This is a genomic window from Caballeronia sp. ATUFL_M2_KS44, assembly GCF_023630965.1.
Taxonomy (GTDB): Bacteria; Pseudomonadota; Gammaproteobacteria; order Burkholderiales; family Burkholderiaceae; genus Caballeronia; species Caballeronia concitans.
This window is the reverse complement of sequence record NZ_JALQEA010000006.1, coordinates 1,061,328-1,085,133: the sequence shown is the minus strand read 5'-3', so window position 1 is coordinate 1,085,133 and position 23,806 is coordinate 1,061,328. Positions and strand designations below refer to the sequence as shown.

Sequence of the window (23,806 nt, the reverse complement as noted above, 5' to 3'; positions counted from 1 at the left end):
AAACGCCGTAAGAGAAAAAATAGAAATGGTCCTAAAGCGGGGAATGACTTCGACAAAAGCGGGGATTATCGCCTATTGCGCACGCGCGGCGCGCGCATTCTCCGCAATGGCGTGTTGCCGATCAAGACTTAAGCCGCTCGCATGAAACGGCACGGAGAATCGTAACGACTTGCGTCGTTCAGAAAATCACACGGCCGGCCGGCGCACGAACGCCAGCATCAAACCGAAGCCGATCATCAGCGCCCCGCTCGCGCGATTGAACCATTTGAATCCGCGAGCGCCGCGCGACAGCGACCTCAATCGCGTGCCGAGCGCGGAATAAATGACGATGGCCACGAGTTCGAGCAGCAGAAATATCGCGCCGAGAATGGCGAAGCTCGTTGCATACGCGCTGCGATCGACGAATTGCGGGAAGAACGCGGTGAACACGAGAATCGCCTTCGGATTGCCTGCCGCGACGAGAAACTCCTGCCGCATCAGCGCCGCGACGCCCGTGGACGTGCGCGCATCGTCGTTCGGAACGAGCGTCGGGCCGGAGCGAATCAGCTTCACGCCGATCCACACGAGATAAGCCGCGCCGGCCAGCTTGACCGCTGTGAACAGCGTCTGCGATGCAAGGAGCAACGCGCCGAGTCCGAGCCCCGCAATCCCGATCATGATGGCGAACGCCGCGAGCCGCCCGAACGACGCGAGCACGGAAGCGCGCACGCCTTCTCGCGCGCCGTTCGACAAGGACAGCATGTTGTTCGGCCCGAATGCCATGTTGATGGCGAAACACGCCGGCACGAACAACGAAAAAGTCTGGAGCGACATGATTCACCCGCGAAGCTCAGAATCGGTGACGGATGCCCGTCGTGAACATCAACTGATTGCGGCCGCTCGACGGATCGTTGGTGTTGATGATCGCCGGCGCCTGCGACGACGCGCGCTGATAGATGGTCTCGATATACACATCAGTGCGCTTGCCCAACAGATAATCGACCTGCAGCGCGCCTTCGTGCCAGTGCGCGCCGCCGCCGTTCGTGTACACGTACATGCCCGCGAGCAGAATGGCGGGCGTCAGCTTGTAGATGCCGTTCAGCTCGTAGTTGTTGAGCGCGAGCGAGGCGAGCGCGTCGCCGGTATCGGCATCGACGGCGCCGCTGCTGATCGAGCGCGAGAACGTGCCCGCCAGTTGAAAATCGCCGATGCCGTAGCTCATTCCCACGCCGAACGTGTTCTGCCGCTGGACGTTGGCATTGACCACCGCGCCGGGCGCGGAGCCGGGCAGCGCGAGCGAATCGTACGCGCCGTCGGCCGTGTTGCCGCGCCCGTTGTTGTGCAGATAAGCCGCGCCCGCGCTGAACGATCCGGCCGTGTAGTTCGCGCCGATGCTGTACGCGCGGTTGTTCGCGAACTGTCCCGCCTGGTTCGAGAACGCGTAGAGGCCGCCGAAGCTGAAGCCGCCGTACGTCGCGCTCGTGTATTTCAGCGAGTTCGCGGCGAGGAACGAGTTGTTGGCGTTGTCGTTGTCGAGCAGATGCGCGAACGCGGTGCCGCCCGTGCCGCCCGTCAGCGTGAAGGGCGCGAAATAGTCGTGGATCGAATCGTATTGGTGACCGAAGGTCAGCGTGCCGAGTTCTTCGGTGCCGAGTCCGACGTACATCGGATGGTCGTTGAGGCCCTGTCCCGTCGATACCGCGATGCCGCGCTCCAGCCGGAAAATCGCGCGCGCGCCGCCGCCGAGGTCCTCGGAGCCTTGCAAGCCCCAGTAGCTGCCGTCGATGGTGCCGGTCGTCAGCCGATATTGCGCATGGCCGCCGACGTTGTTGACATAGGCGAGGCCGGTGTCCAGCTCGCCGTAGAGCTGCACGGAGCTTTGCGCCCAGGCCGCGGCCGGCACGCCGACGAACGCGATGCACGCCGCCATGACGGCTCGCGAGCGTGCGCGGTGGGAAGCGCGCGGTGTCGCGACGGCGGCGGGAAGGTCGGCTGGACGGATGGGCATGGGAGGCTCCGAAGGCGGTTCGTGTCTTTTTCAGAATTGTCGATTCCCCCGACGCATCTTGTCAGGTAAAAAAACCGCGCAAAGGTCCGCTGTGACCTGTAACCAACGAACGACTGTCCTCCCCCTTCCCTTCCTGCCGATTCGGCGCTATTGAGCGCGCCGGCGCGTCGCGCTCCGTATCGATAGAATCGACGCGTCAGCTTCCCTCACGCAACCGGACCACCCGATGCCCAACAAGACTCTCGCGATCCTCACCGGCCACACGCGCGGCTTAGGCGCGGCGCTCGCCGACACGCTGCTGTCGCGCGACGCCGACATCCTCGCGATCTCGCGCAAGCGCAACGCCGATCTCGCCGCGCGCTATTCCGGCCGGATTCAGGAAGTCGAACTCGATCTCGCCGACCTGCCCGCGCTCACCGCCTGGCTCGCGGACGGCGCGCTCGGCCGGTTCATGGCGGGCGCGGATCGCGTGGTGCTCGTCAACAACGCGGGGATGCTCGCGCCGGTCGGACCGCTCGCGGATCAGGACGCGGGCGCGGTGGCGCGCGCGGTCAGCGTGAACGTCGCTGCGCCGCTGATGCTCGCCGCCGCGTTCGCCGCCGCTCGCACGGACGCGGCGGATCGGCGCATCGTCCATATTTCGAGCGGCGCGGGACGCAACGCGTATCCCGGCTGGAGCATCTACTGCGCGACGAAGGCGGCGCTCGACCATCACGCGCGCGCCGTCGCGCTCGACGACAACCACGGGTTGCGGATCTGCAGCGTCGCGCCGGGCGTCGTCGATACGGACATGCAGGCGGAAATTCGCGGCACCGCGCTGGAACGCTTTCCGATGCGCGAGCGATTCGACGCGCTCAAGCGCGACGGCCAGCTCGCGACGCCGGAGCAGTCGGCGCAAAAGCTGGTCGATTACCTGCTGAGCGATGCATTCGGCAGCGTGCCGACGGCCGATATCCGCGAAATCGGCTGATTGCTACGCGGCCCGCAGCGCCGCGAGCCCCAGCGCCTGCCGCGACAGGCGGTCGGCGTCGGCGTTGCGGGCGCGCGGTATCCATTGCAGGCGCACGTCGCCGATCTGCGCGATCAGCGCGCGCACCCGCGCCGCGTGGTGCGCGAGCGAGCGGATGCCGGCGTTTTCGGGCGCGGCGATATCGTCGATGACGACGCGGCTGTCGCCATAAATGACCAATTGCGCGGCGCCTTCCCGCAGCGCCGACTCCAGCAACGCGATCAGCGCCAGATATTCCGCCGCGCTGCTGTCGCCGATGCCCGCCGCCGCGCTGATTTCGATGCTTTTCCCCTGCGGCCCCTTCAGCACGCCGCCGACGCCCAAGCGCCCCGGATTCGGCAGCGCGGAGCCGTCGAACCAGCCGATCCACGCTTCGTCGTGCGCGGGCGACGAATCGACGGCGATACGTCGATTCGCGCGCTCTGCCCGCTCGCGCTTGCGCAAGCGCAACGCATCGGCGGCTTTGGCTTGCGCGGCGAGGCGCGCATCGACGAGATCGCGCAAGGATTGCGTAGCCGCCGCTTTCGTCAGCGTTTTCACGAGCGCCGCGTGTTCCGACAGCGCCGCATGCTTCGCGAGCCTGCGGCTTTGCACGCGCTCTTTCTTGTAGGCGACGGCTAGCAATTCCTCGAAATCGACCATGGGCGGCGAACTGAAAGACGGAATGCGCAGCTTAGCAGACGCATGTGACGGGCCAAGCGCCGGCGCTTCGGCGTGACGAAACGGGAACGTGCGTTGCTCAGCGGAAGGGACCGGAACAGAAGAACGACAGGAACCGCGTCGATCAGCAACCACGCGGGCATCGGCCCGCAACCTGCAAGGAGCGGATCATGAGTGAACCGATGGGGACATCTTCCGAAGGCGCGACGATCGTCGGCAAAGGCGCGGCGACCGCTGCCGGACCCGGTCCGGACGTCATGGCGGCGAGCACGCTGGACGGCAATTCGGTGCTGAGCAGCGACGGCCACGACGTGGGGTCGCTCAAGGAAATCATGCTGGACGTGAGAAGCGGCCGCATTGCGTATGCGGTGTTGTCGAGCGGCGGCTTTCTCGGCATCGGCGACAAGCTGCTCGCGGTGCCTTGGGGCGCGCTCACGCTCGATACCGACAACCGGTGCTTCCGCCTCGCCGCGACCGCCGATCAGGTGCGCAACTCGCCGGGCTTCGACAAGGACGCCTGGCCGTCCATGGCCGATCGCGTCTGGGCGAGCACCGTCCATCAGCACTACGGCCGCGAACCGTATTGGTCGGATGACGTGCGATCGAGCGACGTCACCGCGACCGGCGCGGTCCCGCCCGGAGGCGTCGACGCGCCCGAAGCGGGCGGCGTGAAGCTCTGATGCGCGCGCGCCGGGGCGATGTCGTCCCGGCGCGGCGGCCACGCTAGTCGAGCGGACGCTCGCGCAGCGGGACGTCGATGGCTTCGGAGCCGTCGTCCATCAGCGCGCGCAGCACATCGCCCGCGAAGTCCTCGACCGCGAAGTGCCATTCGATCGAACCGACCGGAAAGTCGTTCGGATTACATTTGCCTTGTGCGCGACGGATCGCGCCCACGGACAAGCTCAGCGCGCGCGCGTGCTGAAAGTGAGGATCGTTGGAATCGAGAAACGGCAATTGGTCTTTTTCCATGACTGCCTGAGGCCCCCGTCGCTGACACATAACAACAATATCGGCCGGGATTAGATGTTCTTTAGCCCGGCTCGTCAAATCCTGCCGCTCGCGAATGCGCTCCACTGTTGTGGGCGCACGACGCAAAAGGAATTCCCTATGCAGCCCTATCGGAATCTGGCTGGCAACTCCGGCGTCTCGGCATTCGAGATTCTGAGCGACGGCATCCGGGTTCGCTTCGCCAACGGCACGACTTACCTGTACGACTACGAAACGCCCGGACGCGCGCATGTCGAAGCGATGAAGCGTCACGCTCGCGCAGGACGCGGACTCAGCAGCTACATTTCGCAGTCGCACGTGCCCTATGCCGATAAAAGCGATCGTTGAGCGCCCTACGCCCGCATTCCGCATTCCGCTTCAGCGGCGCGACGGCAGAAACGGGACGCTTTCGTTGCTCGTCGCCGAAAGCTGCTGCATTTGCCGTTGCAGCTTGTTCAACTGAACCTGCGCGGCGACACGGCGCGCTTCCAGTTGCGCGAGTTCCTTGCGCGTTTCCTGTTGCCGGATCGCGACTTCGTGATCCTGCGCGCTGCCGCGCTGCAAATCGACTCGCGCGCGCTCCAATTGCGCTTCCGAATCGGCGATCAGGCGCGTGAATTGTTCATTTTGCGCTTCAAGATGCACGCGCCGCATATCGGCCTCGGCAAGGCGAATCGCCTGTTCGACGAAATGACGGAACGCGGGATCGGCCGCGTTGACGTCGCCGGCCTTCAGCACGCGCCAGACGGCGTCATCGTGATAAAGCACGGCGTAATAAGCCAACTCGCGCGGATAAAACAGCAGGCTCGCCGAAAACGCGAAGCTCCGGAACGTGCGAAAAGTCTCGAGCGCGGATTGTTGCGCCAGCCATTCCACTTCCGCGATTTGCGCCGCCTGCAGCGCCTGCGTGCTCGCTTGCGTCGGCGCGCCGGCCGGACGCAGCGGCGTCACGCGTGTGGACGGGGCAGCGGGCGTCGCGTGGAGATCGTCGGGAATGGCGTCGTCATCGGACTTGAGCGGAGCAGCGAAACTCACCGCGCCGTTCGCCTTTTGCCGCACGAGAAACGACGGCGCGTTATCGAGAAAGGTGCCACGTCTGCTTAGCAGGCTTTTCACAATGACTCCAGGATTGGCTTTCCAACGCAATCTCAGCCAGAAGCGCACGAATCGAAATGATGCACAGCGAACTGGTCAATGGCGTGACCGATTATTATGGATAGCACATAACGTCGCGTCAGTGCTTTTGGCTGATGAATTCCAGTATAGGCGAGTCATTCATGGATGCAATTACAGCCTTAAAAAGCCGCGCAGCATCGGCTGAAAACGCGCCGTTATGTCGATACGCCATATTGTTTCGCTCGCCGGCAAGACGAAATAATCACGAATGCCGATAAACCGCTTGCGTCCCGCTGATACGCACATTCGCCAGTTGCGCCGAACGCGCCTTCGACATCAGCGCGACCATCCGCATGATCCGAATGCCTTGAACGCCGCAGCCGATGCCGGGCGTTTCCGCGACACGCGCTTCGAGCGATTTCAGGCATCCATAAAATTCGACGACTGGCGCGGCAATCGAAGCATCGGAGTCCGGCGCGCTTGCGTTTGCCAACACCGGCGCGCTCACGCGCTCGGAACCGGCTGGCGGATTACCGAGCAAATCCGCGAGAATCGCCGGCGTTTCGATATCCAACCGCCCTTCGTTGCGATTCAGAAAATATTCATGAACCGCCTCGAAATTCGCGCGTGGCATTTGTTCGACGCGCCGCGCCGTCGCCGCGCAACGTTGCAATTTCCAGTTTTCGCGCTGGCTCACCGTGGCGATGAGATCCGCAATGCGCATTCTCAGTTCAGCTTCTTGCCGCTCGATCAAAGCGTGAAGCATTTTCGCTTCCTCGGCAGTTTGATCCGGCAAGCGTTCGCTCCATGCCAATAATTCGTTCAGTGTGATCGACATGAAACACTCCGTCGCAATATCGCCTATTGGATAGATTTCCGGGCGGCTCAAGTTCGTTTGGATCGCGAATTGTAATGAATCTGCATTGGAACGCCATCGCTCAATTCTCATGCTAGTCGCTTTAATATCAGACAACACCGATTGCCGCGAGGCACGGTCGATGCTGAACCGATTTCAGCGGCGCGCGTTGCGCCCTATTCCAGGAGACAGTCATGAAAGCGACCGCAGCATTGGCAGGCGCGCTTCTCGCGCTCGCCAGCACAGCCACTTTCGCGCAGGAAATGTCGCGCGATCAACTGAATCAGCGTCCGCAGCAAATGCAAGGACAGACGAATGCGTCGCCGACTCCCGGTTCCAACGACGCATCTCAAGGCGGCGTGCCCGCCGGAACGTCCGGCAGCGGAACGTTGATGCAACAGCGTCAGCAAGGCATGTCGCCGGAGGCATCGCCTGCGCCGGCTCAGGGCGGAAAGGCGACCGGCACGATGAAGCAGTAAGCCGCTGCACGATGCTCTGCGCGTTGGTTCGCGTAGGGCATCGTCGAGGCGACGCTGGCGCCTTTGTCTGCAGCCGACCAGCACTCAGTCGATCAATATACCTGCCTAAACAACGGAATTCGTAAAGGATCGTTGCTGTTTGCACGAATAGGAAAAGTCCCGGTGATTTTTGCCGACACAACCGCTTAAATGCGTTCCTTCACTCGGTTAGATGAATCGATCACGATGAAGGAATTGCACGCCTCGTTCGGCGCGCATGGTTTCAACGAACGCGCGACCCTTCTCTTCGTTGTTCAATACCGTGGTGATCGACGCGTTTTTAGACAAGCGCGTTGAAGATGTTCACGAGCGCTGCGCGCAGCAACGCAACCCCGTAAAAGAACGACAAGAGCCTTTATGCCAGCACGATACGCCATGCGCCTGATGACGATTTCCGTTGTCCTGATGACTATCGCCGGGCCGTCCTTCGCGAAGTACGCGGAAGAATGGATGGGCAGCGCGAACGTCGCGCCTGCGCAGGCGGCGGCGCAAAGTCGCGTGCACGCGGCGGCGTCTCGTGCCGATACGTCGACGCGGCATCGCACGAAATCCATGTCCGACAGTTCACCGTTCACGCTCGACCCGATCGCTGCGTACGCGGACGATCCGATCGCGGCCTTCGCGCGTCCCCGAACGAAGTCGGCGCTGCGCTGAGTCGCTTCGGGCGGCAGCCGCCCTGCTCTTCGCGCCTCATGTCAAAAGCCCGCGACCGGGCGTATCGCCGGTAGCGGGCTTTTCGTTTGAATGCCGGCGCGTTTAGCCGATCAGATCGGCCGGCAGCTTGCCGCCGTTCGCCGCGAGCGCCTGCATCAGTTGCTTGTGCAGCCAGATGTTCATCGACGCAGAGTCGTTCATGTCGCCGTCATACTTGAGTTCGGTCGCGAGCTGCTTGCGATGATCGAGACTGCTGTCGACTTGCAGCAGCTTCATCATATCGACGATCGACACGCGCCAGTTCAGCGTCTGGCTGCTTTCATCGGCGAGCTGATCCATCACGGCCGCGACGTCGATGTCCGTGAGCGGCGCGGGAGCGGCTGCCACGACGGCGGGCGCAGGCGCCGGATCCGGCTCGACAGCCGGCGCCGGCTCTGCGGGCTTGGCCTTGTGGAAGATCTTGCCCACGATGTCACCGAAGATACTCATGTCTGTGTCCTTTTCGATTGGAAATGCTGCGAAGGCGCAGGCTTGGCGCGTTGTCGCGCGAGCCTGCCGCGGCTTAACGCGGGCTATGAGGACCAGTTGACCATTCGGAACGATTCGAAAGGGATTGCAACGAATTTTTGCGCGGATGACGGTTAGTAGTCCCGTTTTTTGCGGGTGCGGTGATAGGGCGACTTTGGTTATAGCGCCGTTGCAGAAAAACAAAAAGCCCTTGGAAGACCAAGGGCTTGAATTCTGGCGGAGAGAGGGGGATTCGAACCCCCGCTCGCCCTTGCTGCATAAGGCTTTGCGGCCTCATGTGTAGATAAAGTGCAGATTTCTATTCGGACAGAGCGGCCGCTCGTTTAATCTTCGTCGCAGCACGGAGGACGCTACGTACGCGCACAGTCCGCAGGAACTCCGCCATTCCAACCATAGACACGAACCACGCGAAGACGATGCCGATTTCGCTCATGGGTTTGAGAACGCGAACCTTATCAGCGCTGGGGAACACCACGTTCGAGAGCATCAGGAGGCCGACAACTACAAACAGAGTAACGGCCAACGCCATCAAGAAGATGGCACGCAGCATGTTACGTACCTCATGCTTCTCAAGAGCAGCTATGTATTCGGGGCTAGAAACAGCCGTGTCTACCTCCTCTGCGAAAGCCGCCCTCGAACGCTGCGAGCGCGCCCGCCACTTCCCGCTTAGATGCCCGAGTACCTTGTAGAAGCCCTTCCGGAACAAATCCGAACAAAGCGAAAGTAGCAGGGAGCCAATCCCGATGCTCACCCACCACCGGAGTGAGAGGAAATCCTCAAGATGCATCGGAATCCCCTTTGCCTACTTTCTTTGCGGCGCGCGCCGAATCAGCCGGATATCTGGGCTGGTACTCCTCCGCCCGCAGCGTGGCTCGGAGAATCTCAAGCCGTGGGCCCTCTTCCCAGGTTTCAAGGCAGTGCGCAATATATGCGTCCACCAAGTCCCGGATGACATCGCTCGATGAGCGGTTCTCCTGCTCTGCTACCTGTTTGAGTACCTTAAGTTGCGCCTTAAGCATCCGTACTTGGACCGGTTGCGTATCTCGTTCCGACTTCACGCCATGCCTTATCGGATTGAGGTAATCCGCGCTATTACTCCGCTCCTCCTGCTCCTTGCGAAACGCCTCCTGCTGCCTGCGAAGGTCTGCAAGCATGGCTTGCTTCTTACTCTCGGGCACGTCCGCAAACGGGCTTTCCCCTGGACCCTCCCCGGCCCGTGTATATACCTTGCCACCTTTGTTGTCCGTGCGCCGGGAGATTCGCTTGCGTGCTGTTGCCATGTTCCCTCCGAGAATCTGGGTAGTGTAACACGATAACTTGTTATGCACATACCGCTATGAGCCGCACGCCATCGATAGCGAATATCAAATGGTTGGTAGTGTCTCAGTACGATTACACTGCGTCTGCAGTTTGGTAGTGTGACTTGATAACTGCACCCTCCGGCAAGGCGACCGGGAGAAAGGGAACCGCTCTTGAAGGCTAAACCGTTCTCCCCTCCTGGTTAGAGGCCAGGCAATGGGCTTGGAAGCGCAGCAGGTAAAAGGCGCGTCAGGTTCGCAGTTATGGGGGAGAGGGCGGATTCTGCAAGGGCGGCTAAAAGCGTCCCATGCAGACCGGTCGGGCTGCCGCCACGGACCGGAGAGAAGTAACGAACCTCCGGTTCGTCAAGGCGCTTCCAGCGAGGCCCCTTGCTAAACCGATCTAAGCAGTCCGTACCCAACAAGACGCCGTTACCAAGTAACCGAGGAAGACCAACATGCACACCTACGTCCTTCGTCACATGAGCATCAAGCTTGCCCCCAATCAAAGCGTCCGCGATGTCGTCCGCGTCGTCCACCGCAACAAGTTCCAGGTCCGTGATGCCCACCTCTCCCAGTGCGGAGATGCACCCGCCTTCGCCGTCCTGTTGGCAGCCTTCACGGGCCGCTCCGAGGACGAGCCGCAAGCTCTCCGCGACATCGAAAGCGCCCTGCTCCATTAATTCCGCTGTGCGGAACACTATTCACAATACGAAAAGTACTTCAAGTTAAGGAGAGGACGAAGAGAAGCCCTCCGCAGTGCCAGAGGTGGAAGTCCTCGCAGGTAGGTGCAGCCCTCTCGTCCCCCTTCCAATCTAGGCGAGTCATCGTCCTAGTTCCGCCCGCACTTGCCTACGCCGTGTTTCTTCTCACGAGGGAATACGCGCTAGGTTGGTCGGTTTATTTGTGTACATTCGAGGAAAAGTTATGGGATTGCAAAATACGAAGGGAGTCGGTAGGCGGCCCCATGTGTTCAATGAGCCGACTAAGACATTTACCGTCCGAGTGCCGGTGAGTGTTCTCCGCTCGCTTAAGTACATGGCCGCCGATGAATTCCGGACGGTTTCGGAAATCATGCGCGAGCAGGCCGAAACGCTCGTCACTAAGAAGTACGGAAGCTAACCGTGGCGGCGGGCCTCACCTTGTGGGATGCCTCGGGAAACATCGTTCTAGCGGCGGACCATCGAGTTATGCGCTTTATCGGTATGAAGCAGCTTACGGGCGGACTCAACGACCAAGCCCAAGACGACCGCATGAAGAACGGCGCGTTTATCTCGGTCCAGCCCGATAGCTATATCGGTTACGGGTCCGGGGGCTTGATTCACCCGACGTTTTCGCTAGACGCCACTACCGGGACCATTTCGTGGACTTGGGCGGCTAAGAACTCCACTCAATACGATACGTACGTGGGCGGATTCGTCTACTACGGTAGCTACTAGAGGATAACAATGTGATCTTAATGAACTACACCGCGCCGAACAGCGGCGCATCAGCTACGGCCCACGTTGTAACGCAGGTTGGCATCGACTTCAGCGGGTCCAACATGCTTACGGCTACGGTCTCCTCGTTCGTTGACCAAGACGCATACGCCGCCGGGAAATGGCCCGTTTGGACGCAGACCATACCGATTGAGGGCTTACCGGCAGCGGGCCAAGATATACAGGCTTACGCGGAGACCCGCTTGATTGAGGCCCCGCCCGCCGATGCGGAGAGTCCTTACGGGAACCGCTATGTATTCGCAAACGGGACCATTGCAGCTAACACTGCCAGCACGCCGACCACGACCGACACCACAGCGACCTCGGCCTAGCCGCCTTACCTGTAGGCAGGCCGTCAACTGATCCCTTGGCCTTAAGCCGATATTTTCCCGGATCGTAACGTTACCTTTAATAAGGACTGCATGCAAAATAAAGCATTCTCGGCCATCACTATTAAGGCCGTCCACGACGAACGCCGCGAGATTACTGGTATGGCAAGCACCCCGGCATCCGATCGGGTTAACGACATCGTAGAGCCGCTCGGCCTGTCGTTCGCAAAGGAGGTCCCGCTCCTCCTCAATCACGACCACTCGCAACCCGTGGGTACGGTTCAATTCGGCGCACCTACGGCCAAGGGTCTCCCGTTCAAAGCGACTATCGCCAAGGTAGACGAAGACGGTACGGTCAAGTCCCGTACAGACGAAGCATGGCATAGCGTCAAGTCCGGGATTATCAAAGGGGTAAGCATTGGATTCCGCTCGAAGGAATCCAAGCCGCTCAGTAATGGCGGTACGCGATTCACCAAGGCCGCTATCCATGAGCTTTCGCTCGTCGCTATCCCGGCCAACCCCGAGGCGGTCATTTCCGCTTTTAAGTCCTTGGACACCCTCGCAGCGCCCGCAGTAATCCCCACGCCGACCCCGGCCCGCATTGCAGCACTTACCGAATTCACGAAGGAACACGACAGCATGACCACGAAGCAAGTAACCCCGACCCGTAGCGCCCTCGCAGACCAAATCATTAAGGCCGTAGGCCGCCGCGAAGAATTGGAAATTCAAGAGGCCGTTAAGAGCCTCTCCCCGCGCGAGCAAGTCCGCGTAGCCCTGTTCGCGGACCAGATCGAACAAGGTAATACCAAAGCAGCCGATGCCGTACGTAGCGCCCTGGAGAAGTCCGCCGTGGCTGCCAGCACCACGACGAGCGGCGACACGAGCGCCCTGTATTACCCCGTGCAGCAAGCCGGTATTGTCCTGCCTCCGGCGACTACGCCGATTGTCTCCGCACTGGCGAATCTCGGAGCGCTCAAGACGCCCCCGAACCGCCGCGCACTGACTCAGGCGCAGCTTATCGAGGCGTCGGAGATTCCGGAGGGCGGCGGTTACCCCTGTGCTGCCGGTAGCATCGCGTTTAGCCTGAGCAGTGTCCGGAAGTGGGGCGTCATTCTGACCTTTACGAAGGACATGCTTGAGGCTCAAGGAACGGACGAGAACGTCATTGATTACGTTACGGCACAGCTTGAGCATGCCGCCAACCTCGGAACGGACGCGTTCGCATACGCCCAACTCACGGCAAACGCGGCGGCGGCCACGACCGTGCAAGGTGCGCTCGACGCATTTACGGCTGATGCGCGTACCGCTTGCTGGATTGGCTCGCCCGCGACGCTTGCAAGTCTGCGTAGCCCGACTGAAACGCAAGTTGGCCCGCGTGGTGGTTTCCTCATGACCCTGCCCGCGCTCCCGTCGCTCGCAATTCCGCAAGGAAAACTCCTCCTCGTGGATGCCACCCGTACCGCCGTGTTCGATGGCCCGCAAACGGTCCTCCGCACGGATGAGAGCACGATTGTTCCAGACACGGCCCCGGACGGTTCCAGTACGCCGCCGTTGTACCTGTTTCAGCAAAACATGGTCGCCATGCGTATCACGAAGTACGCGGACATCATGCCGCTGCATCAAACGCAACTCGTTACCCTCGCCTAATGGCGCATAGGGACGCCTTCCGGTGTCCCTCCTTCTAAGGATTAGACATGCTCGGAAAGATTTTCAAGCCCAAGGCCCCTGCATCCCTGCCGGACGGCGCGGGATTGCGTTTTGTATTCGGCAGTGACATTGCACGTTCGCAGCAACGGCAGGCGGAGATTGCAGGTATGCCGCTGGCGGACGCCCTCCAACGGGTAAAGCGGGAACTTTCGGCACTGCGGGCCAAGGTTGACGCCGCCACAGGTCTCCCGTCCGTGGCTACCCTGCACGCCTCAATCGAGGCGGCCCGTAAAGACGGAGAGCAAGCAGGCCAGAAGTGGACGCTGATGCAACGCAAGTTCCACGGCGGGGCGTGCGAGTACCCGGACGTACTGGCGGCGGCGCAGGAGTCGCACACGGCAGGCCAGCGGGTCCAAGACCTCTCGGCCAGCCTCCAGAAGCGGCAGAGTGCGGACGCAGCACAGGACGAGATTAGCCGCATCCTTGCGGAACTCGCCTAATCAAACTCAAAGGGCGGCCCCTCCGCCCAATTTTCGATAAGGAATACTAAGATGGAATATGAATTTGTGTTGGATGCGAGCATGTCGGACGAGGCACTCAACGGCTATATCAAGGCCGCCGAAGCCGGTAACACTAACCTCCGCGCGCAGATTGCCCGTAATGACATTCTGATTGGACAGGCCAAGTACCGCCTGATTCAACGCCAGATCGAGGCATGTGACGAATGAACGGGGACGTTCGTTTCCCGGTCAGCATCAACGCCATGACCCGCCTGTATGACGAGGCCCAGCGTATGGGCCTGAACGTGAGCGCAGCATTCCGCCGTAAGGCTTACATCCTCGGCAACGCCAGTACGCCCAAGTTCGCACTTTCGGGCGAGAAACTTACCCGTACCCTGACGGCGGGCGTCAATCCGAACGTCTATACAAAACTGGTGCGCCTCGCGGAGCGTGTGGGCGTGCCGGTCAGTTGTATCGGCGAGTTGGTCTGTGCGTTCGATATGGACGGCGCAGCCGTGGGCCTGAAGGGGGCTGCATGAGTTCGTATCTCACGGACTACAACGCGCAACGGCGACACCTTGGCCGCCTGACACGGGAGCTTGGCCTCCCGGTGTCTCGCAGCAACGGAAAGCGCAGGGTCCCGCTTTCGAACAACGAGCTACGCATCCAAATCCACGATGCGTGTCTCGGGCAGGATTGGGGAGACCTCACGCAAGGCACGGACGCGGCCCGGTTCGACCAGGAACTAGGCCGCATGGTGGATACGCTGGAAATGCGCAACGGTTTCAATCTGGCCGCCGCCCAAGCTCTTATCCGGGCAGGCAAGCAGCAGATGCAGGTATCCCGAGGGAATACAGCAATCCTCCGGGACGATAGAGGCCGCCTTCGTATGCGGACTATGACTCACGCGGACCGCATGGCCCGTATGCAAGCGGCAAGCGAGTTCTACGCCCTTGCTCGGGAGTATCAGGCCAAGCATGAGGCTAGCCGTGCGCCAGTCCAACGATAACAATATCTGCCCGGCCTGTAGGGAGCGGTTTCGCTCCTCTCGGGCGTTCGATGCGCACCGGACCGGAGAGTACGGGCGGCTCGGACCGGATGGGGGATACGTACCGGCTCAACGGCGTTGCAAGTCCACCGAGGAGATGCACGCCGACGGGATGCAGCGAAATGGGCGCGGCCTGTGGGTTACTAAAGCCTTCGGAATGCCTCTCCGTTTGCACCTAGAAGGCCACGCCATGACCGAGGGAATAGACGAGTAGCCGGGAGTAGTTCCGGCTCGTCCCAGCCTCGGGCGCGTTACGCGCGCGCACAACGAGAATATCTAGCTTAGGCCGTCTTCCGTCAATCTATTCAGTAGCGCAATAAGTTTGGTGGGCGGCTCCCCCTTCTGGCAGTAGGCGTCAAACTCGTGGTCCGACAGTTGTCGCCGAACGTCGCTCTCATCGAGGGCGGTGAAAGCAATGATTGCGATCTCCGATGTATGCGGATTTGCTCGGATACGGAGCGCTGCTTCGAATCCATTGCACTCGGGCATTGATATGTCTAGCACGATCAAATGCGGCAACCAAGACCCGGCCCGCAAGATGGCCTCCTTACCACCGTAGGCCGCCTGCACCTGATAGCCGTCGTGTTGTAGGAACAAGGTCAAAGCGTCTGCGGCGTTCTTGTTATCGTCAACTACCAGGATTCGAAATGGCTCCGCAGAAGCGATCTTCCGACCTGTCCATATGCGTGCTCTTGCACTTTGCCAAGGCATTGCAGTCACTCCGGCGACGATGACGATTTCGAACTTGACAGTGAGCAATCGATGGGCCGGTCTTAGCTGCTTCATTTCAGTGCAAACGCGCGCCATGTAACCTCCTATATCCATATATGGGCTACGCGTATGCGCGCGTTACGCACGCGTGAGAGGGAGTCCAACCCGCAGCACGTTAGCCGGGGGCGTTAAGACGCTTGCTCGGGGTATCTGCGGGCCGGACTTAGAAGAACCCGCGCGATGCGCTGTAGCGCTTACTCCTTTCGGGAATAGGCAAGCGGGCGGGTGTTGTTATCGTGCTAGCGGAACCACTTATAGACCGGGACGGGCGCGGGTAAGCCGTCAAACCGGCGATACTCGACAGAGAACCGTTTCATAAGCAGCATGTAGTACGGGATGCATTTATTCGTATCCCGCTCGTAGTGAGACATGTAGCTCATGCGATCCGCGAAGGTGGTACGGCAGTGCGGGCAATAGAGAAACGGGCCGAAAGGTTGCGCGTCTAGCCCCTGGGTATTAGGCAACTGGTAGTTCATCCGTATTCCTTGGCTATGGCCCGCTTTCGCTAAGGTTCCATACGAAAAGACCGATTCCCGTCCGTTTATTTGGACTTAGCGATTGTTCTGTTCTGACCTGTCGGATTCGCGGATTTTTGCCGCTAAATTCAGCACAACCCCCCGGTATCCTTAACGGGCCGAGCCGTCCATAGATAGCTCTAAGCGCACGGCTGGAATATCACTGCGATTATCTGGTCCGCTCAACTATCGAGCAACCTAGAACCCTTCTCATGCTTTGGCCGAGTGTTTTTATAAAGTTACGGCCAAGCTATAAATTTTATAGGATTATCAATGAGCGAATGCATTAAGCATCCACAATGGCAACCTGCGGGTTTAGAGTGGCGTTGTCCGCATTGTGCTAATGAGGCTAGCGCTAAGACGAAGCCTAATAAGAGACGTACTAAGCCGGACTATGGTAGTGCGGATGTACGCCTCAGCGGATCAGAACGCCTTAAGCGTAACGATAGGATTAGAGAGCGTGACGGGTTTAAGTGCAAGCATTGCAGCGTTGCTCTAAGGCGTGGTGAGGTTGACCACATTATTCCTTTGAAGGATGGCGGTACTGAGGATGATAGTAACTGTCAGTTGCTATGTACTGACTGCCATTTAACCAAGACCCGGAAGGATATGGGCTATAAGGCCAAGCCTGCTGTTGGCTTAGATGGTATGCCGATAGGTAAAGACCATCATTGGAATTGAAGCAGTATAGTAGAAGAAGACCGGGCCAACGAGCGGTAGCGAGCAAGGCCCAAGGTCTGAGCAGCTATGACCTAGATCAAGATAAAAAGCTAAGGGCTAAAGCTAAGTTCCACGCCGTATCATTAGGCGAAGCATGTAAGCAGTATCCATCTATACCCTATTATTACTCCGGAGAGCCGTTAGTCCTCAATGGGGATGCGCAGTATCCGAAAGTAGATAATGTCAGGCCTACAGATGAAGAATCGGACCTAGCCTCTAGGATTAGCCAATATGAAAGCGATACCGCTAGTGTTTTGGAAATAGATAATCCCGTTCTGTTCGGGAAGATTAAGACGTTAGCTATTAACACCCTAAAGCAACGACTGGCCCGCGAAGCGAGGGCTAGGCATGTTCCGCCTGTTATCTCGTACGTAGAGTATCTATCTACCTTGGCCCGATATAGGACCTTCGGGCTATTAGATGGCGAACCGGAGGATATTCCCTATTAGCTATATAAGATTACAAAGAGATTATATTCTATAGGCTGCTTCGGGAGCTTATAGGGGACCTAGACGGGACAAGGGTCTGCGAGCCGCTTTGCTTCGTTGCCTATTTTTCGAGCAAGCTCTGGCAAGGGTTTCCGACCAGCGGACAGCTTACAGTTTCATTCGTTGCCTACTTATTAGGCAGGTCGATGAAAACACGTTGGAGAATACGGGTTAGTTCGATACATTCGAACTACCCTAACAACGATTCGGCCAAATGACAGAGCAGGAAGCCTTAGACATCGCGGTAAAAGCTGTTGATCTTTACGCCGCCCGCCATCCGCGACCCTCGCACGTAACCATTACGCAAGCGGCGGCGATGCTTGGGCGCAGCAGGCAGACCGTCAGCAAGACCCTTATTGCTAACGGCATACGTATAAACGCGTTGGGGGCAGTTCCCATTGAGGCGATAGACCGGCTATTGGCGTCACGCAATGATTAATCACTAAGGGAGAACCTATGACTTTGCAAATTATCAGCATTCCGGTGCAGGCTAGCTAATTGGCCCTGCGGTACGTCACCATCCGGAAGTTCTCGGAGTTATCGGGATTCACGGAACACGCCATACGCTCGAAGATTAGTAAGGCTGTGTGGCTAGAGGGTGAGGTATTTGTACGAGCAGGCGGAACACAACTTATCGACATCCAAGGATATGAGAAATGGGTAGAGACGGGCGGGGAGTTAGGCCGGGTTCGAGCAGCACTATCGTTATCTCCTTCACGTACAAGGGCGTAGAGTGTCGGGAGCGTATCCAGCTTCCTCCGACCAAGCCTAATCTTAAGCAAGCGGAACTGATCCGGTCGGAGATACTGCTGGCGATTGCTCGGGGAACGTTCAGCTATGAGCGCGCTTTTCCCGACTCGCCAAGGGCGGCCAAGTTTGCGGAGTTCAAGGCGGAGTCTCACCTTGTCTCCGATTACCTGGAAGCGTGGTTGGAGCGCCAGAAGAAGCTCCTTAAGGCCAGTACCGTGGACGGCTATCGAAAGATCATTTGCTACCACCTTATCCCGAAGTTCGGCAAGAAGAAGCTCGCGGAAGTCACTCGGACCGAGTTCCGCACGTGGCTAGAGGGGATGGACTGCAGTAACAAGCGGCTCAAGAATATTCAGAGTGTGGCCCGGAAAGCATTTGAGGATGCTGTCCAGGATGAGCCTCCGCTCATTGAGAAGAACCCGCTGCACGGCTGGACGTACGCGAAAAAGGAAGGCCCGAAGGAAGAAGACGATGTAGACCCGTTCGACCAGACCGAGCAAGCAGCCATCATCGCCGCCCTACCCGACCAAGCCGCTAATATGATTCAGTTCGCATTCTGGACCGGGCTGCGGACATCGGAGCTTGTGGCTCTGGATTGGTCGGATGTCGATTGGCTCAAGGGCGTAGTGTCTATCCGCCGCGCCCTGACGACAACGGCGGACGCGCCAGAGGACACTAAGACAAAATCGAGCCGCCGCGATGTGAAGCTCAACGCCCCGGCCCTCGACGCACTGCAGGCGCAAAAGGCGCACACGTACTTAGCGGGCAAAGAGGTGTTCCAGAATCCGAGGACCCGTGAGCGCTGGGCCGGGGACTTGCCTATCCGTGTGGTTTGGACGCGCGCCCTTAAGCTGGCTAAGGTGAAGTACCGCAAGCCCTATCAGACGCGACATACTTTCGCTTCGATGATGCTCTCAGCGGGCGAACATCCAATGTGGGTAGCGCGGCAGATGGGCCATTCGAATCAGACGACAACCATCCGCGTCTATGCGCGCTGGATGCCTAATGCGGACTGTGAAGCAGGCGGGAAAGCCGTAGAAAAATTCGCGGCTGGGATGCGTAGATTAAGCGTAGATTCTGAGCCGAAAATAGCCGAAAACTGACTAAAATAATCGGCACAACTAAAAACGAAACGCTTTAAAATCAAGGACTTGCTGGCGGAGAGAGGGGGATTCGAACCCCCGATAGGTTTTACCCTATACACGCTTTCCAGGCGTGCGACTTAAACCGCTCATCCATCTCTCCGGAAGACCGCGATTATACCAAGTTCCGCAAAGCGCGCCAGCCCCTACGGGTGACGAATGTAATCGACGAGTGCGCGCGTGTATTCATCGGGCTTGCGGTCCATCAGGCTGACCGCGATCGCCACCGCGAAGCCCGCCGGCACGCCGAACACGCCCGAGCTGATCGGCTCGATGCCGAACCAGCGCGGACCGTCGAAGCCCGTCAGATGCGTGAAGAACGCATACGTCGACACGATGTAGTACACGCACACCACCAGCCCCGCGATCATCCCCGCGACGACGCCCCGCTGCGTCGTGCGCTTCCAGAACACGCCGAGCACGAGCGCCGGAAACAGGCTCGACGCCGCCAGCGAAAACGCCGCGCCCACGAGAAAAAGAATATTCCCCGCGTTCAGCGACGCCACATACGACGCCAGCAACGCCACGCCCAGCAGCAGAATCTTCGAGATCGTCACGCGCCGCTGACTGGTCGCGCGGCGATCGACCATGCAGTAATACACGTCGTGCGAAAGCGCATTGGCGATGGTCAGCAGCAAGCCATCCGCCGTCGAAAGCGCCGCCGCCAGCGCGCCCGCCGCGATCAATCCGGAAATCACGTACGGCAGGCCCGCGATCTCCGGCGCGGCGAGCACCACCATGTCCGGCTGCATCTGAATGCCGGCCCATCGCACGATGCCGTCGCCATTCACATCGCTGATGCGGATCAGATACGGCTCCACGCGCCGCCATTGCGTCACCCACTGCGGCAAATCCGCGAATCGATGGCCGACGAGCCCCGTCAATATCTCGTGCTTGATCAGTACCGCCAGCACCGGCACCGTCACATAGAACAGCGCGACGAAGAACAGCGTCCAGCCGACGGAGCGCCGCGCCGACGCCACGGACGTCGTCGTGTTATAGCGCGTGAGGATGTGCGGCAGGCTCGCGGTGCCGATCGACAGGCACAGAATCAGCGACAAAAAGTTCAACTGATGCGCGCGCGGGCTTTCATCTTCGGCGGATGCGCGCGCGAATGCATCGGTCATCGGCACCGGAGCGGCCACGCGCTCGCTCAGCGCGTCGCGTTCGCGGGACCATCGCGCCTGCGCATCGGCGGGATCGCGCGGAAACGACGCCAGCTCGCGCTCGCGTGCATTGATCTCGCGCAGCGGCCCGTTGCGCCGCCGCAGTTCCGCGATTTCATCGACGAGGCGCGCGTGTTCATCGAAATAAGACTGCGGCAGCGCGTCGATGCGCTGCTGCATGCGCGCCGCCTGACGCCCGTATTCGGCGCGCACGGCGGCCTCATCGGGCGACGCGGCCAGGCTGCGTTCGAGCGTCTCGACGCGTTCCATCACGCGGCCATAGCTCAGTTGCGGAAACCAGCCGAGGCCGTCGCGATGGCCGATCATCGACACGGGAATCAGCATCGCGCTGATCAGAATGATGTATTGCGCGACCTGCGTCCACGTCACCGCGCGCATGCCGCCGAGAAACGAGCACACGAGAATGCCCGCGAGTCCGCAGAAAATGCCGATCGAAAATTCGATGCCGATGAACCGCGACGCGATCAGCCCGATACCCTGAATCTGCGCGACCAGATACACGAACGAGCAGAGAATGGCCGCGATCGCCGCGAGCCCGCGCACGAGGTTGCTGGAAAAGCGCGTGCCGAGAAAATCGGGAATGGTGTAGCGCGCGAGCTTGCGCACGTACGGCGCGAGCAGGAACGCGACGAGGCAGTAGCCGCCCGTCCAGCCCATCACGTAGGCGAGGCCGTCGTAGCCGCTCGCGTAGATCGATCCCGCCAGCCCGATGAACGACGCCGCCGAGAGCCAGTCCGCCGCCGTCGCCATGCCGTTGAACGCGGACGGCACGCGCCGCCCCGCGACGTAGTACTCGACGAGGTCGGACGTGCGCGAGAGCAGCCCGATGACCGCATACACGGCGATCGGCACGAAGAGGAACACATAGCCGACCCACATGCCCGCGCCCGCCACGCGCTCGATACGCTCCATCACGAAGATGAACAGCAGGAAGCCGAGCGTGTACAGCGCGTAAGTGACGATGAGGCGGTTGGTGAGCTTCATCGTCACGTACGCGCTGCATCGTCCGGCGGCGCATCGGCCACGCCCGCGTGTGCGACGGCGCGCGCGAGACGCGCGTCGGCCAGTTGCATCAGCACGATATACACGACGATCAGCGCCACGTAGACGATGATCGCGCCCTGCGCGCCGAAGTAGAACGGCAGCGGAAATCCCGCGATGCGGGCGTGCTGCAGCCGATGCGCGTAAAGCGGCACGCCGAACGAAACGACGAAGCCGATCGTCATCAGCACCGCGATCAGCGCGACGTTGAAGCGCCAGTACGCGCGATGCGCGCGCGCCATCGCCGCCGGAACGGGCGGCGGCGGAGCGAGCGTCGGGTTGGAAGAATCGGACATGCGGTTTTTTAACAAAACCGCATGGCGTCGGCAATAAGGATCGACCGCTGCCCGTGGCGGGCGGCGGCCGTTTTCAAGCGCGCGTCAGCGCGCCTCGCCCAGTTGATCGAGAATCGCGGGATTTTCGAGCGTGGACACGTCCTGCGTGATTTCCTCGCCCTTCGCGAGCGAGCGCAACAGACGCCGCATGATCTTGCCGGAACGCGTCTTCGGCAGATTCTCGCCGAAGCGGATGTCCTTCGGCTTCGCGATCGGCCCGATTTCCTTCGCGACCCAGTTGCGCAGTTCGGTGGCGATCTGCTTGGCTTCGTCGCCTTCCGGACGCGTGCGCTTCAGCACGACGAACGCGACGACCGCCTCGCCCGTCGTATCGTCCGGACGGCCGACGACCGCGGCTTCCGCGACCATCGGATTCGCGACGAGCGCCGACTCGATCTCCATCGTGCCGAGCCGGTGACCCGAGACGTTGAGCACGTCGTCGATGCGGCCCATGATCGTGAAGTAGCCGGTTTCCTTGTCGCGCACCGCGCCGTCGCCGGCGAGGTACAGCTTGCCGCCGAGTTCCTCGGGGAAGTAGCTCGTCTGATAGCGCTTCGGGTCGCCCCACACGTTGCGCAGCATCGACGGCCACGGACGCTTCACCACGAGAATGCCGCCCTGCCCGTTCGGCACGTCCTGACCGGTTTCATCGACGATCGCGGCCATGATGCCCGGCAGCGGCAGCGTGCACGAGCCCGGCACGAGCGGCGTCGCGCCCGGCAGCGGCGTGATCATGTGGCCGCCGGTTTCGGTCTGCCACCATGTATCGACGATCGGACATTGACCCTTGCCGACGTTCTCGTGATACCACATCCACGCTTCCGGATTGATCGGCTCGCCGACGGTGCCGAGAATGCGCAGCGTCGACAGGTCGAAGCTCTTCGGATGCACTTTCGCGTCCGCTTCCGACGCCTTGATGAGCGAGCGGATCGCCGTGGGCGCCGTGTAGAAGATGGTGACCTTGTGGCGCGCGATCATCTCCCAGAAGCGGCCCGCGTGCGGATACGTGGGCACGCCTTCGAACATCACTTGCGTCGCACCGATCGCGAGCGGCCCATAAGCGATATAGCTATGCCCCGTGATCCAGCCGATGTCCGCGGTACACCAGAAGATGTCGCCGGGCTTCATGTCGAAGGTCCACTTCATCGTCTGCGCGGCCCACAGCAGGATGCCGGCCGTGCTGTGCTGCACGCCCTTCGGCTTGCCGGTCGAGCCGGACGTGTAGAGGATGAAAAGCGGATGCTCCGCGCTCACCCACTCCGGCTCGCACGTCGCCGGTTCGTTCTCGACGATCTCGTGCAGCCACACGTCGCGGCCTTCGGTCCACGCGACCTTGCCGCCCGTGCGCCGATACACGATGACGTCCTTCACCTTCTCGCAGCCGCCCGCCGCGAGCGCTTCGTCGGCGATGCTCTTCAACGGCAGCGCCTTGCCGCCGCGCATCTGTTCGTCGGCGGTGATGAGCGCGACCGCGCCGACATCGACGAGGCGTTCATTGAGCGACTTCGACGAGAAGCCGCCGAACACGACCGAATGCGTCGCGCCGATGCGCACGCACGCCTGCATCGCGACCACGCCTTCCACCGACATCGGCAGATAGATCACGACGCGGTCGCCCTTCTTCACGCCGCGCTTCTTGAGCGCGTTGGCGAGGCGGCACACGCGCTCCAGCAGATCCTGATAGGTGACGTTGGTGACGGTGCCGTCGTCCGCTTCGAAGATGATCGCGTTCTCGTTGCCGCGTCCCGCTTCGACGTGACGGTCGAGACAGTTGTACGACGCGTTCAGCTCGCCGTCCTCGAACCACGTGTAGAACGGCGCTTTCGATTCATCCAGCACTTTCGTGAAGGGCTTGTGCCAGACGAGCGTCTCGCGCGCGAGCCGCGCCCAGAAGCCTTCGTAATCGCGTTCGGCTTCGGCGACGAGCGCCTTGTACGCGTCCATGCCCGATATCGCCGCCCCGGACGATGCCTTGGCTGACGGCGGGAACACACGTTTTTCCTGAAGAACCGATTCGATCGCAGACATCGACAACCCCTCTGATGATGATTCCAAAAGCCGCCGGCGTGCGCCTCGTGCGAAGCGGAACACGCCGCATGTTATGAGGCCGGGAAGCGAGCGCCTGGCGCTTGCTCCAACCTTGTCTCCATTGTCGACACGACCTCGCGCGTCAGCGCCTTACCCGCGTCACGTGCAAAGCCGTCGATGAGAGCGAACGCCCAAGCATTCGCTCCGATATCAT

26 protein-coding genes and 1 tRNA gene are annotated in these 23,806 nt (G+C 60.6%); 13 read left to right on the top strand and 14 right to left on the bottom strand.

Annotated features, from left to right (window positions below; genetic code table 11):
- Positions 1–186: 186 nt before the first annotated feature.
- Both NCR39_RS05085 and NCR39_RS05080 read right to left on the bottom strand, forming a co-directional pair.
- Entirely contained in the window at positions 187–813 is a 627-nt protein-coding gene (locus NCR39_RS05085) for a LysE family translocator (protein ID WP_250451080.1), read from the bottom strand.
- 16 nt (positions 814–829) lie between these two features.
- Positions 830–1,987 (bottom strand): porin, encoded by a 1,158-nt coding sequence (locus NCR39_RS05080; protein WP_502800160.1) that lies wholly within the window; start codon positions 1,985–1,987, stop codon positions 830–832.
- A 226-nt stretch (positions 1,988–2,213) separates the two neighbouring features.
- On the opposite strand from NCR39_RS05080, the gene NCR39_RS05075 reads away from it, so the two are divergent.
- Positions 2,214–2,957, top strand: coding sequence for an SDR family oxidoreductase (locus tag NCR39_RS05075; protein ID WP_250451079.1), 744 nt, complete (start codon positions 2,214–2,216; stop codon positions 2,955–2,957).
- Between the two features lie 3 nt (positions 2,958–2,960).
- On the opposite strand, the gene NCR39_RS05070 is transcribed toward NCR39_RS05075, so the two are convergent.
- Complete coding sequence (locus NCR39_RS05070) at positions 2,961–3,638, bottom strand: ribonuclease HI family protein (RefSeq protein ID WP_250451078.1); 678 nt, start codon at positions 3,636–3,638, stop codon at positions 2,961–2,963.
- Positions 3,639–3,826: 188 nt separating this feature from the next.
- Between NCR39_RS05070 and NCR39_RS05065 the strand changes: the two genes are divergently transcribed.
- Complete coding sequence (locus NCR39_RS05065; protein ID WP_250451077.1) at positions 3,827–4,336, top strand: PRC-barrel domain-containing protein; 510 nt, start codon at positions 3,827–3,829, stop codon at positions 4,334–4,336.
- A 43-nt stretch (positions 4,337–4,379) separates the two neighbouring features.
- Here NCR39_RS05065 and NCR39_RS05060 read toward each other — a convergent pair whose 3' ends face one another.
- A complete protein-coding gene (locus NCR39_RS05060; RefSeq protein ID WP_040049303.1) occupies positions 4,380–4,625 on the bottom strand; it encodes a hypothetical protein in 246 nt (81 codons plus the stop codon).
- A gap of 138 nt (positions 4,626–4,763) precedes the next feature.
- Between NCR39_RS05060 and NCR39_RS05055 the strand changes: the two genes are divergently transcribed.
- Positions 4,764–4,991, top strand: a complete 228-nt coding sequence (locus NCR39_RS05055) for a hypothetical protein (protein ID WP_250451076.1) — start codon at positions 4,764–4,766, stop codon at positions 4,989–4,991.
- A 30-nt stretch (positions 4,992–5,021) separates the two neighbouring features.
- Here the strand turns inward: NCR39_RS05055 and NCR39_RS05050 are convergent, their stop codons facing one another.
- Both NCR39_RS05050 and NCR39_RS05045 read right to left on the bottom strand, forming a co-directional pair.
- Positions 5,022–5,759, bottom strand: a complete 738-nt coding sequence (locus tag NCR39_RS05050) for a DUF2968 domain-containing protein (RefSeq protein WP_250451075.1) — start codon at positions 5,757–5,759, stop codon at positions 5,022–5,024.
- A 262-nt stretch (positions 5,760–6,021) separates the two neighbouring features.
- Positions 6,022–6,735 carry a hypothetical protein gene (locus NCR39_RS05045; RefSeq protein ID WP_250451074.1) on the bottom strand — a complete coding sequence of 238 codons (714 nt, stop codon included), beginning with the start codon at positions 6,733–6,735 and terminating at the stop codon, positions 6,022–6,024.
- Positions 6,736–6,809: 74 nt separating this feature from the next.
- Between NCR39_RS05045 and NCR39_RS05040 the strand changes: the two genes are divergently transcribed.
- Together NCR39_RS05040 and NCR39_RS05035 are read left to right on the top strand one after the other, a co-directional pair.
- A complete protein-coding gene (locus NCR39_RS05040) occupies positions 6,810–7,094 on the top strand; it encodes a hypothetical protein (RefSeq protein WP_250451073.1) in 285 nt (94 codons plus the stop codon).
- A 396-nt stretch (positions 7,095–7,490) separates the two neighbouring features.
- On the top strand, positions 7,491–7,787 hold the full coding sequence (locus NCR39_RS05035) for a hypothetical protein (RefSeq protein ID WP_250451072.1): 297 nt from the start codon (positions 7,491–7,493) through the stop codon (positions 7,785–7,787).
- 102 nt (positions 7,788–7,889) lie between these two features.
- Here NCR39_RS05035 and NCR39_RS05030 read toward each other — a convergent pair whose 3' ends face one another.
- From NCR39_RS05030 to NCR39_RS05020, 3 genes are all read right to left on the bottom strand, one after another.
- On the bottom strand, positions 7,890–8,276 hold the full coding sequence (locus tag NCR39_RS05030; protein WP_250451070.1) for a DUF3597 domain-containing protein: 387 nt from the start codon (positions 8,274–8,276) through the stop codon (positions 7,890–7,892).
- Between the two features lie 337 nt (positions 8,277–8,613).
- Positions 8,614–9,102 carry a hypothetical protein gene (locus NCR39_RS05025; RefSeq protein ID WP_250451068.1) on the bottom strand — a complete coding sequence of 163 codons (489 nt, stop codon included), beginning with the start codon at positions 9,100–9,102 and terminating at the stop codon, positions 8,614–8,616.
- On the bottom strand, positions 9,092–9,595 hold the full coding sequence (locus NCR39_RS05020) for a ribbon-helix-helix protein, CopG family (RefSeq protein ID WP_250451066.1): 504 nt from the start codon (positions 9,593–9,595) through the stop codon (positions 9,092–9,094). The genes NCR39_RS05025 and NCR39_RS05020 overlap by 11 nt, the downstream gene beginning before the upstream one ends.
- Before the next feature lie 476 nt (positions 9,596–10,071).
- Between NCR39_RS05020 and NCR39_RS05015 the strand changes: the two genes are divergently transcribed.
- From NCR39_RS05015 to NCR39_RS04995, 5 genes are all read left to right on the top strand, one after another.
- On the top strand, positions 10,072–10,296 hold the full coding sequence (locus NCR39_RS05015; protein WP_250451065.1) for a hypothetical protein: 225 nt from the start codon (positions 10,072–10,074) through the stop codon (positions 10,294–10,296).
- Between the two features lie 1,217 nt (positions 10,297–11,513).
- Positions 11,514–13,067: an HK97 family phage prohead protease gene (locus NCR39_RS05010; protein ID WP_250451064.1), complete on the top strand. Its 1,554-nt coding sequence runs from the start codon at positions 11,514–11,516 to the stop codon at positions 13,065–13,067.
- Positions 13,068–13,114: 47 nt separating this feature from the next.
- Entirely contained in the window at positions 13,115–13,567 is a 453-nt protein-coding gene (locus NCR39_RS05005; protein WP_250451063.1) for a hypothetical protein, read from the top strand.
- A gap of 51 nt (positions 13,568–13,618) precedes the next feature.
- Positions 13,619–13,795, top strand: coding sequence for a hypothetical protein (locus NCR39_RS05000; RefSeq protein ID WP_250451062.1), 177 nt, complete (start codon positions 13,619–13,621; stop codon positions 13,793–13,795).
- Positions 13,792–14,106: a hypothetical protein gene (locus tag NCR39_RS04995; RefSeq protein WP_250451061.1), complete on the top strand. Its 315-nt coding sequence runs from the start codon at positions 13,792–13,794 to the stop codon at positions 14,104–14,106. The genes NCR39_RS05000 and NCR39_RS04995 overlap by 4 nt, the downstream gene beginning before the upstream one ends.
- Positions 14,107–14,891: 785 nt before the next feature.
- On the opposite strand, the gene NCR39_RS04990 is transcribed toward NCR39_RS04995, so the two are convergent.
- On the bottom strand, positions 14,892–15,326 hold the full coding sequence (locus tag NCR39_RS04990) for a response regulator (protein WP_250451469.1): 435 nt from the start codon (positions 15,324–15,326) through the stop codon (positions 14,892–14,894).
- Positions 15,327–16,174: 848 nt separating this feature from the next.
- Here NCR39_RS04990 and NCR39_RS29745 point away from each other — a divergent pair.
- The 3 genes from NCR39_RS29745 (at position 16,175) to NCR39_RS04980 (ending at position 18,962) form a co-directional block, all read left to right on the top strand.
- Positions 16,175–16,582 (top strand): HNH endonuclease, encoded by a 408-nt coding sequence (locus tag NCR39_RS29745; protein ID WP_350029652.1) that lies wholly within the window; start codon positions 16,175–16,177, stop codon positions 16,580–16,582.
- Positions 16,583–17,323: 741 nt separating this feature from the next.
- A complete protein-coding gene (locus tag NCR39_RS04985; RefSeq protein WP_250451060.1) occupies positions 17,324–17,548 on the top strand; it encodes a DNA-binding protein in 225 nt (74 codons plus the stop codon).
- 217 nt (positions 17,549–17,765) lie between these two features.
- Entirely contained in the window at positions 17,766–18,962 is a 1,197-nt protein-coding gene (locus NCR39_RS04980) for a tyrosine-type recombinase/integrase (protein WP_250451058.1), read from the top strand.
- 52 nt (positions 18,963–19,014) lie between these two features.
- Here NCR39_RS04980 and NCR39_RS04975 read toward each other — a convergent pair.
- The 4 genes from NCR39_RS04975 to acs all read right to left on the bottom strand — a co-directional run bounded on the left by NCR39_RS04975 (position 19,015) and on the right by acs (position 23,592).
- A tRNA-Ser gene (locus NCR39_RS04975) sits at positions 19,015–19,104 on the bottom strand.
- A gap of 43 nt (positions 19,105–19,147) precedes the next feature.
- Positions 19,148–21,172: a sodium:solute symporter family protein gene (locus tag NCR39_RS04970; protein ID WP_250451057.1), complete on the bottom strand. Its 2,025-nt coding sequence runs from the start codon at positions 21,170–21,172 to the stop codon at positions 19,148–19,150.
- A gap of 2 nt (positions 21,173–21,174) precedes the next feature.
- On the bottom strand, positions 21,175–21,525 hold the full coding sequence (locus NCR39_RS04965) for a DUF4212 domain-containing protein (protein WP_250451056.1): 351 nt from the start codon (positions 21,523–21,525) through the stop codon (positions 21,175–21,177).
- Positions 21,526–21,609: 84 nt separating this feature from the next.
- Complete coding sequence (gene acs / locus NCR39_RS04960; protein WP_250451055.1) at positions 21,610–23,592, bottom strand: acetate--CoA ligase; 1,983 nt, start codon at positions 23,590–23,592, stop codon at positions 21,610–21,612.
- Positions 23,593–23,806: the final 214 nt, after the last annotated feature.

What these genes read in the sequence shown, in the direction of transcription:
- NCR39_RS04980 (WP_250451058.1), top strand. Translation starts at nt 17,766, where the DNA reads ATGGGTAGAGACGGGCGGGGAGTTAGGCCGGGTTCGAGCAGCACTATC.
- NCR39_RS05015 (WP_250451065.1), top strand. Translation starts at nt 10,072, where the DNA reads ATGCACACCTACGTCCTTCGTCACATGAGCATCAAGCTTGCCCCCAAT.
- NCR39_RS05000 (WP_250451062.1), top strand. Translation starts at nt 13,619, where the DNA reads ATGGAATATGAATTTGTGTTGGATGCGAGCATGTCGGACGAGGCACTC.
- NCR39_RS04965 (WP_250451056.1), bottom strand. Translation starts at nt 21,525, where the DNA reads ATGTCCGATTCTTCCAACCCGACGCTCGCTCCGCCGCCGCCCGTTCCG.
- NCR39_RS05020 (WP_250451066.1), bottom strand. Translation starts at nt 9,595, where the DNA reads ATGGCAACAGCACGCAAGCGAATCTCCCGGCGCACGGACAACAAAGGT.
- NCR39_RS05005 (WP_250451063.1), top strand. Translation starts at nt 13,115, where the DNA reads ATGCTCGGAAAGATTTTCAAGCCCAAGGCCCCTGCATCCCTGCCGGAC.
- NCR39_RS05065 (WP_250451077.1), top strand. Translation starts at nt 3,827, where the DNA reads ATGAGTGAACCGATGGGGACATCTTCCGAAGGCGCGACGATCGTCGGC.
- NCR39_RS05055 (WP_250451076.1), top strand. Translation starts at nt 4,764, where the DNA reads ATGCAGCCCTATCGGAATCTGGCTGGCAACTCCGGCGTCTCGGCATTC.
- NCR39_RS04990 (WP_250451469.1), bottom strand. Translation starts at nt 15,326, where the DNA reads ATGCCTTGGCAAAGTGCAAGAGCACGCATATGGACAGGTCGGAAGATC.
- NCR39_RS05030 (WP_250451070.1), bottom strand. Translation starts at nt 8,276, where the DNA reads ATGAGTATCTTCGGTGACATCGTGGGCAAGATCTTCCACAAGGCCAAG.
- NCR39_RS05075 (WP_250451079.1), top strand. Translation starts at nt 2,214, where the DNA reads ATGCCCAACAAGACTCTCGCGATCCTCACCGGCCACACGCGCGGCTTA.
- NCR39_RS05035 (WP_250451072.1), top strand. Translation starts at nt 7,491, where the DNA reads ATGCCAGCACGATACGCCATGCGCCTGATGACGATTTCCGTTGTCCTG.
- NCR39_RS05010 (WP_250451064.1), top strand. Translation starts at nt 11,514, where the DNA reads ATGCAAAATAAAGCATTCTCGGCCATCACTATTAAGGCCGTCCACGAC.
- acs (WP_250451055.1), bottom strand. Translation starts at nt 23,592, where the DNA reads ATGTCTGCGATCGAATCGGTTCTTCAGGAAAAACGTGTGTTCCCGCCG.
- NCR39_RS05040 (WP_250451073.1), top strand. Translation starts at nt 6,810, where the DNA reads ATGAAAGCGACCGCAGCATTGGCAGGCGCGCTTCTCGCGCTCGCCAGC.
- NCR39_RS04995 (WP_250451061.1), top strand. Translation starts at nt 13,792, where the DNA reads ATGAACGGGGACGTTCGTTTCCCGGTCAGCATCAACGCCATGACCCGC.
- NCR39_RS05070 (WP_250451078.1), bottom strand. Translation starts at nt 3,638, where the DNA reads ATGGTCGATTTCGAGGAATTGCTAGCCGTCGCCTACAAGAAAGAGCGC.
- NCR39_RS29745 (WP_350029652.1), top strand. Translation starts at nt 16,175, where the DNA reads ATGAGCGAATGCATTAAGCATCCACAATGGCAACCTGCGGGTTTAGAG.
- NCR39_RS05025 (WP_250451068.1), bottom strand. Translation starts at nt 9,102, where the DNA reads ATGCATCTTGAGGATTTCCTCTCACTCCGGTGGTGGGTGAGCATCGGG.
- NCR39_RS04985 (WP_250451060.1), top strand. Translation starts at nt 17,324, where the DNA reads ATGACAGAGCAGGAAGCCTTAGACATCGCGGTAAAAGCTGTTGATCTT.
- NCR39_RS05060 (WP_040049303.1), bottom strand. Translation starts at nt 4,625, where the DNA reads ATGGAAAAAGACCAATTGCCGTTTCTCGATTCCAACGATCCTCACTTT.
- NCR39_RS05085 (WP_250451080.1), bottom strand. Translation starts at nt 813, where the DNA reads ATGTCGCTCCAGACTTTTTCGTTGTTCGTGCCGGCGTGTTTCGCCATC.
- NCR39_RS04970 (WP_250451057.1), bottom strand. Translation starts at nt 21,172, where the DNA reads ATGAAGCTCACCAACCGCCTCATCGTCACTTACGCGCTGTACACGCTC.
- NCR39_RS05080 (WP_502800160.1), bottom strand. Translation starts at nt 1,987, where the DNA reads ATGCCCATCCGTCCAGCCGACCTTCCCGCCGCCGTCGCGACACCGCGC.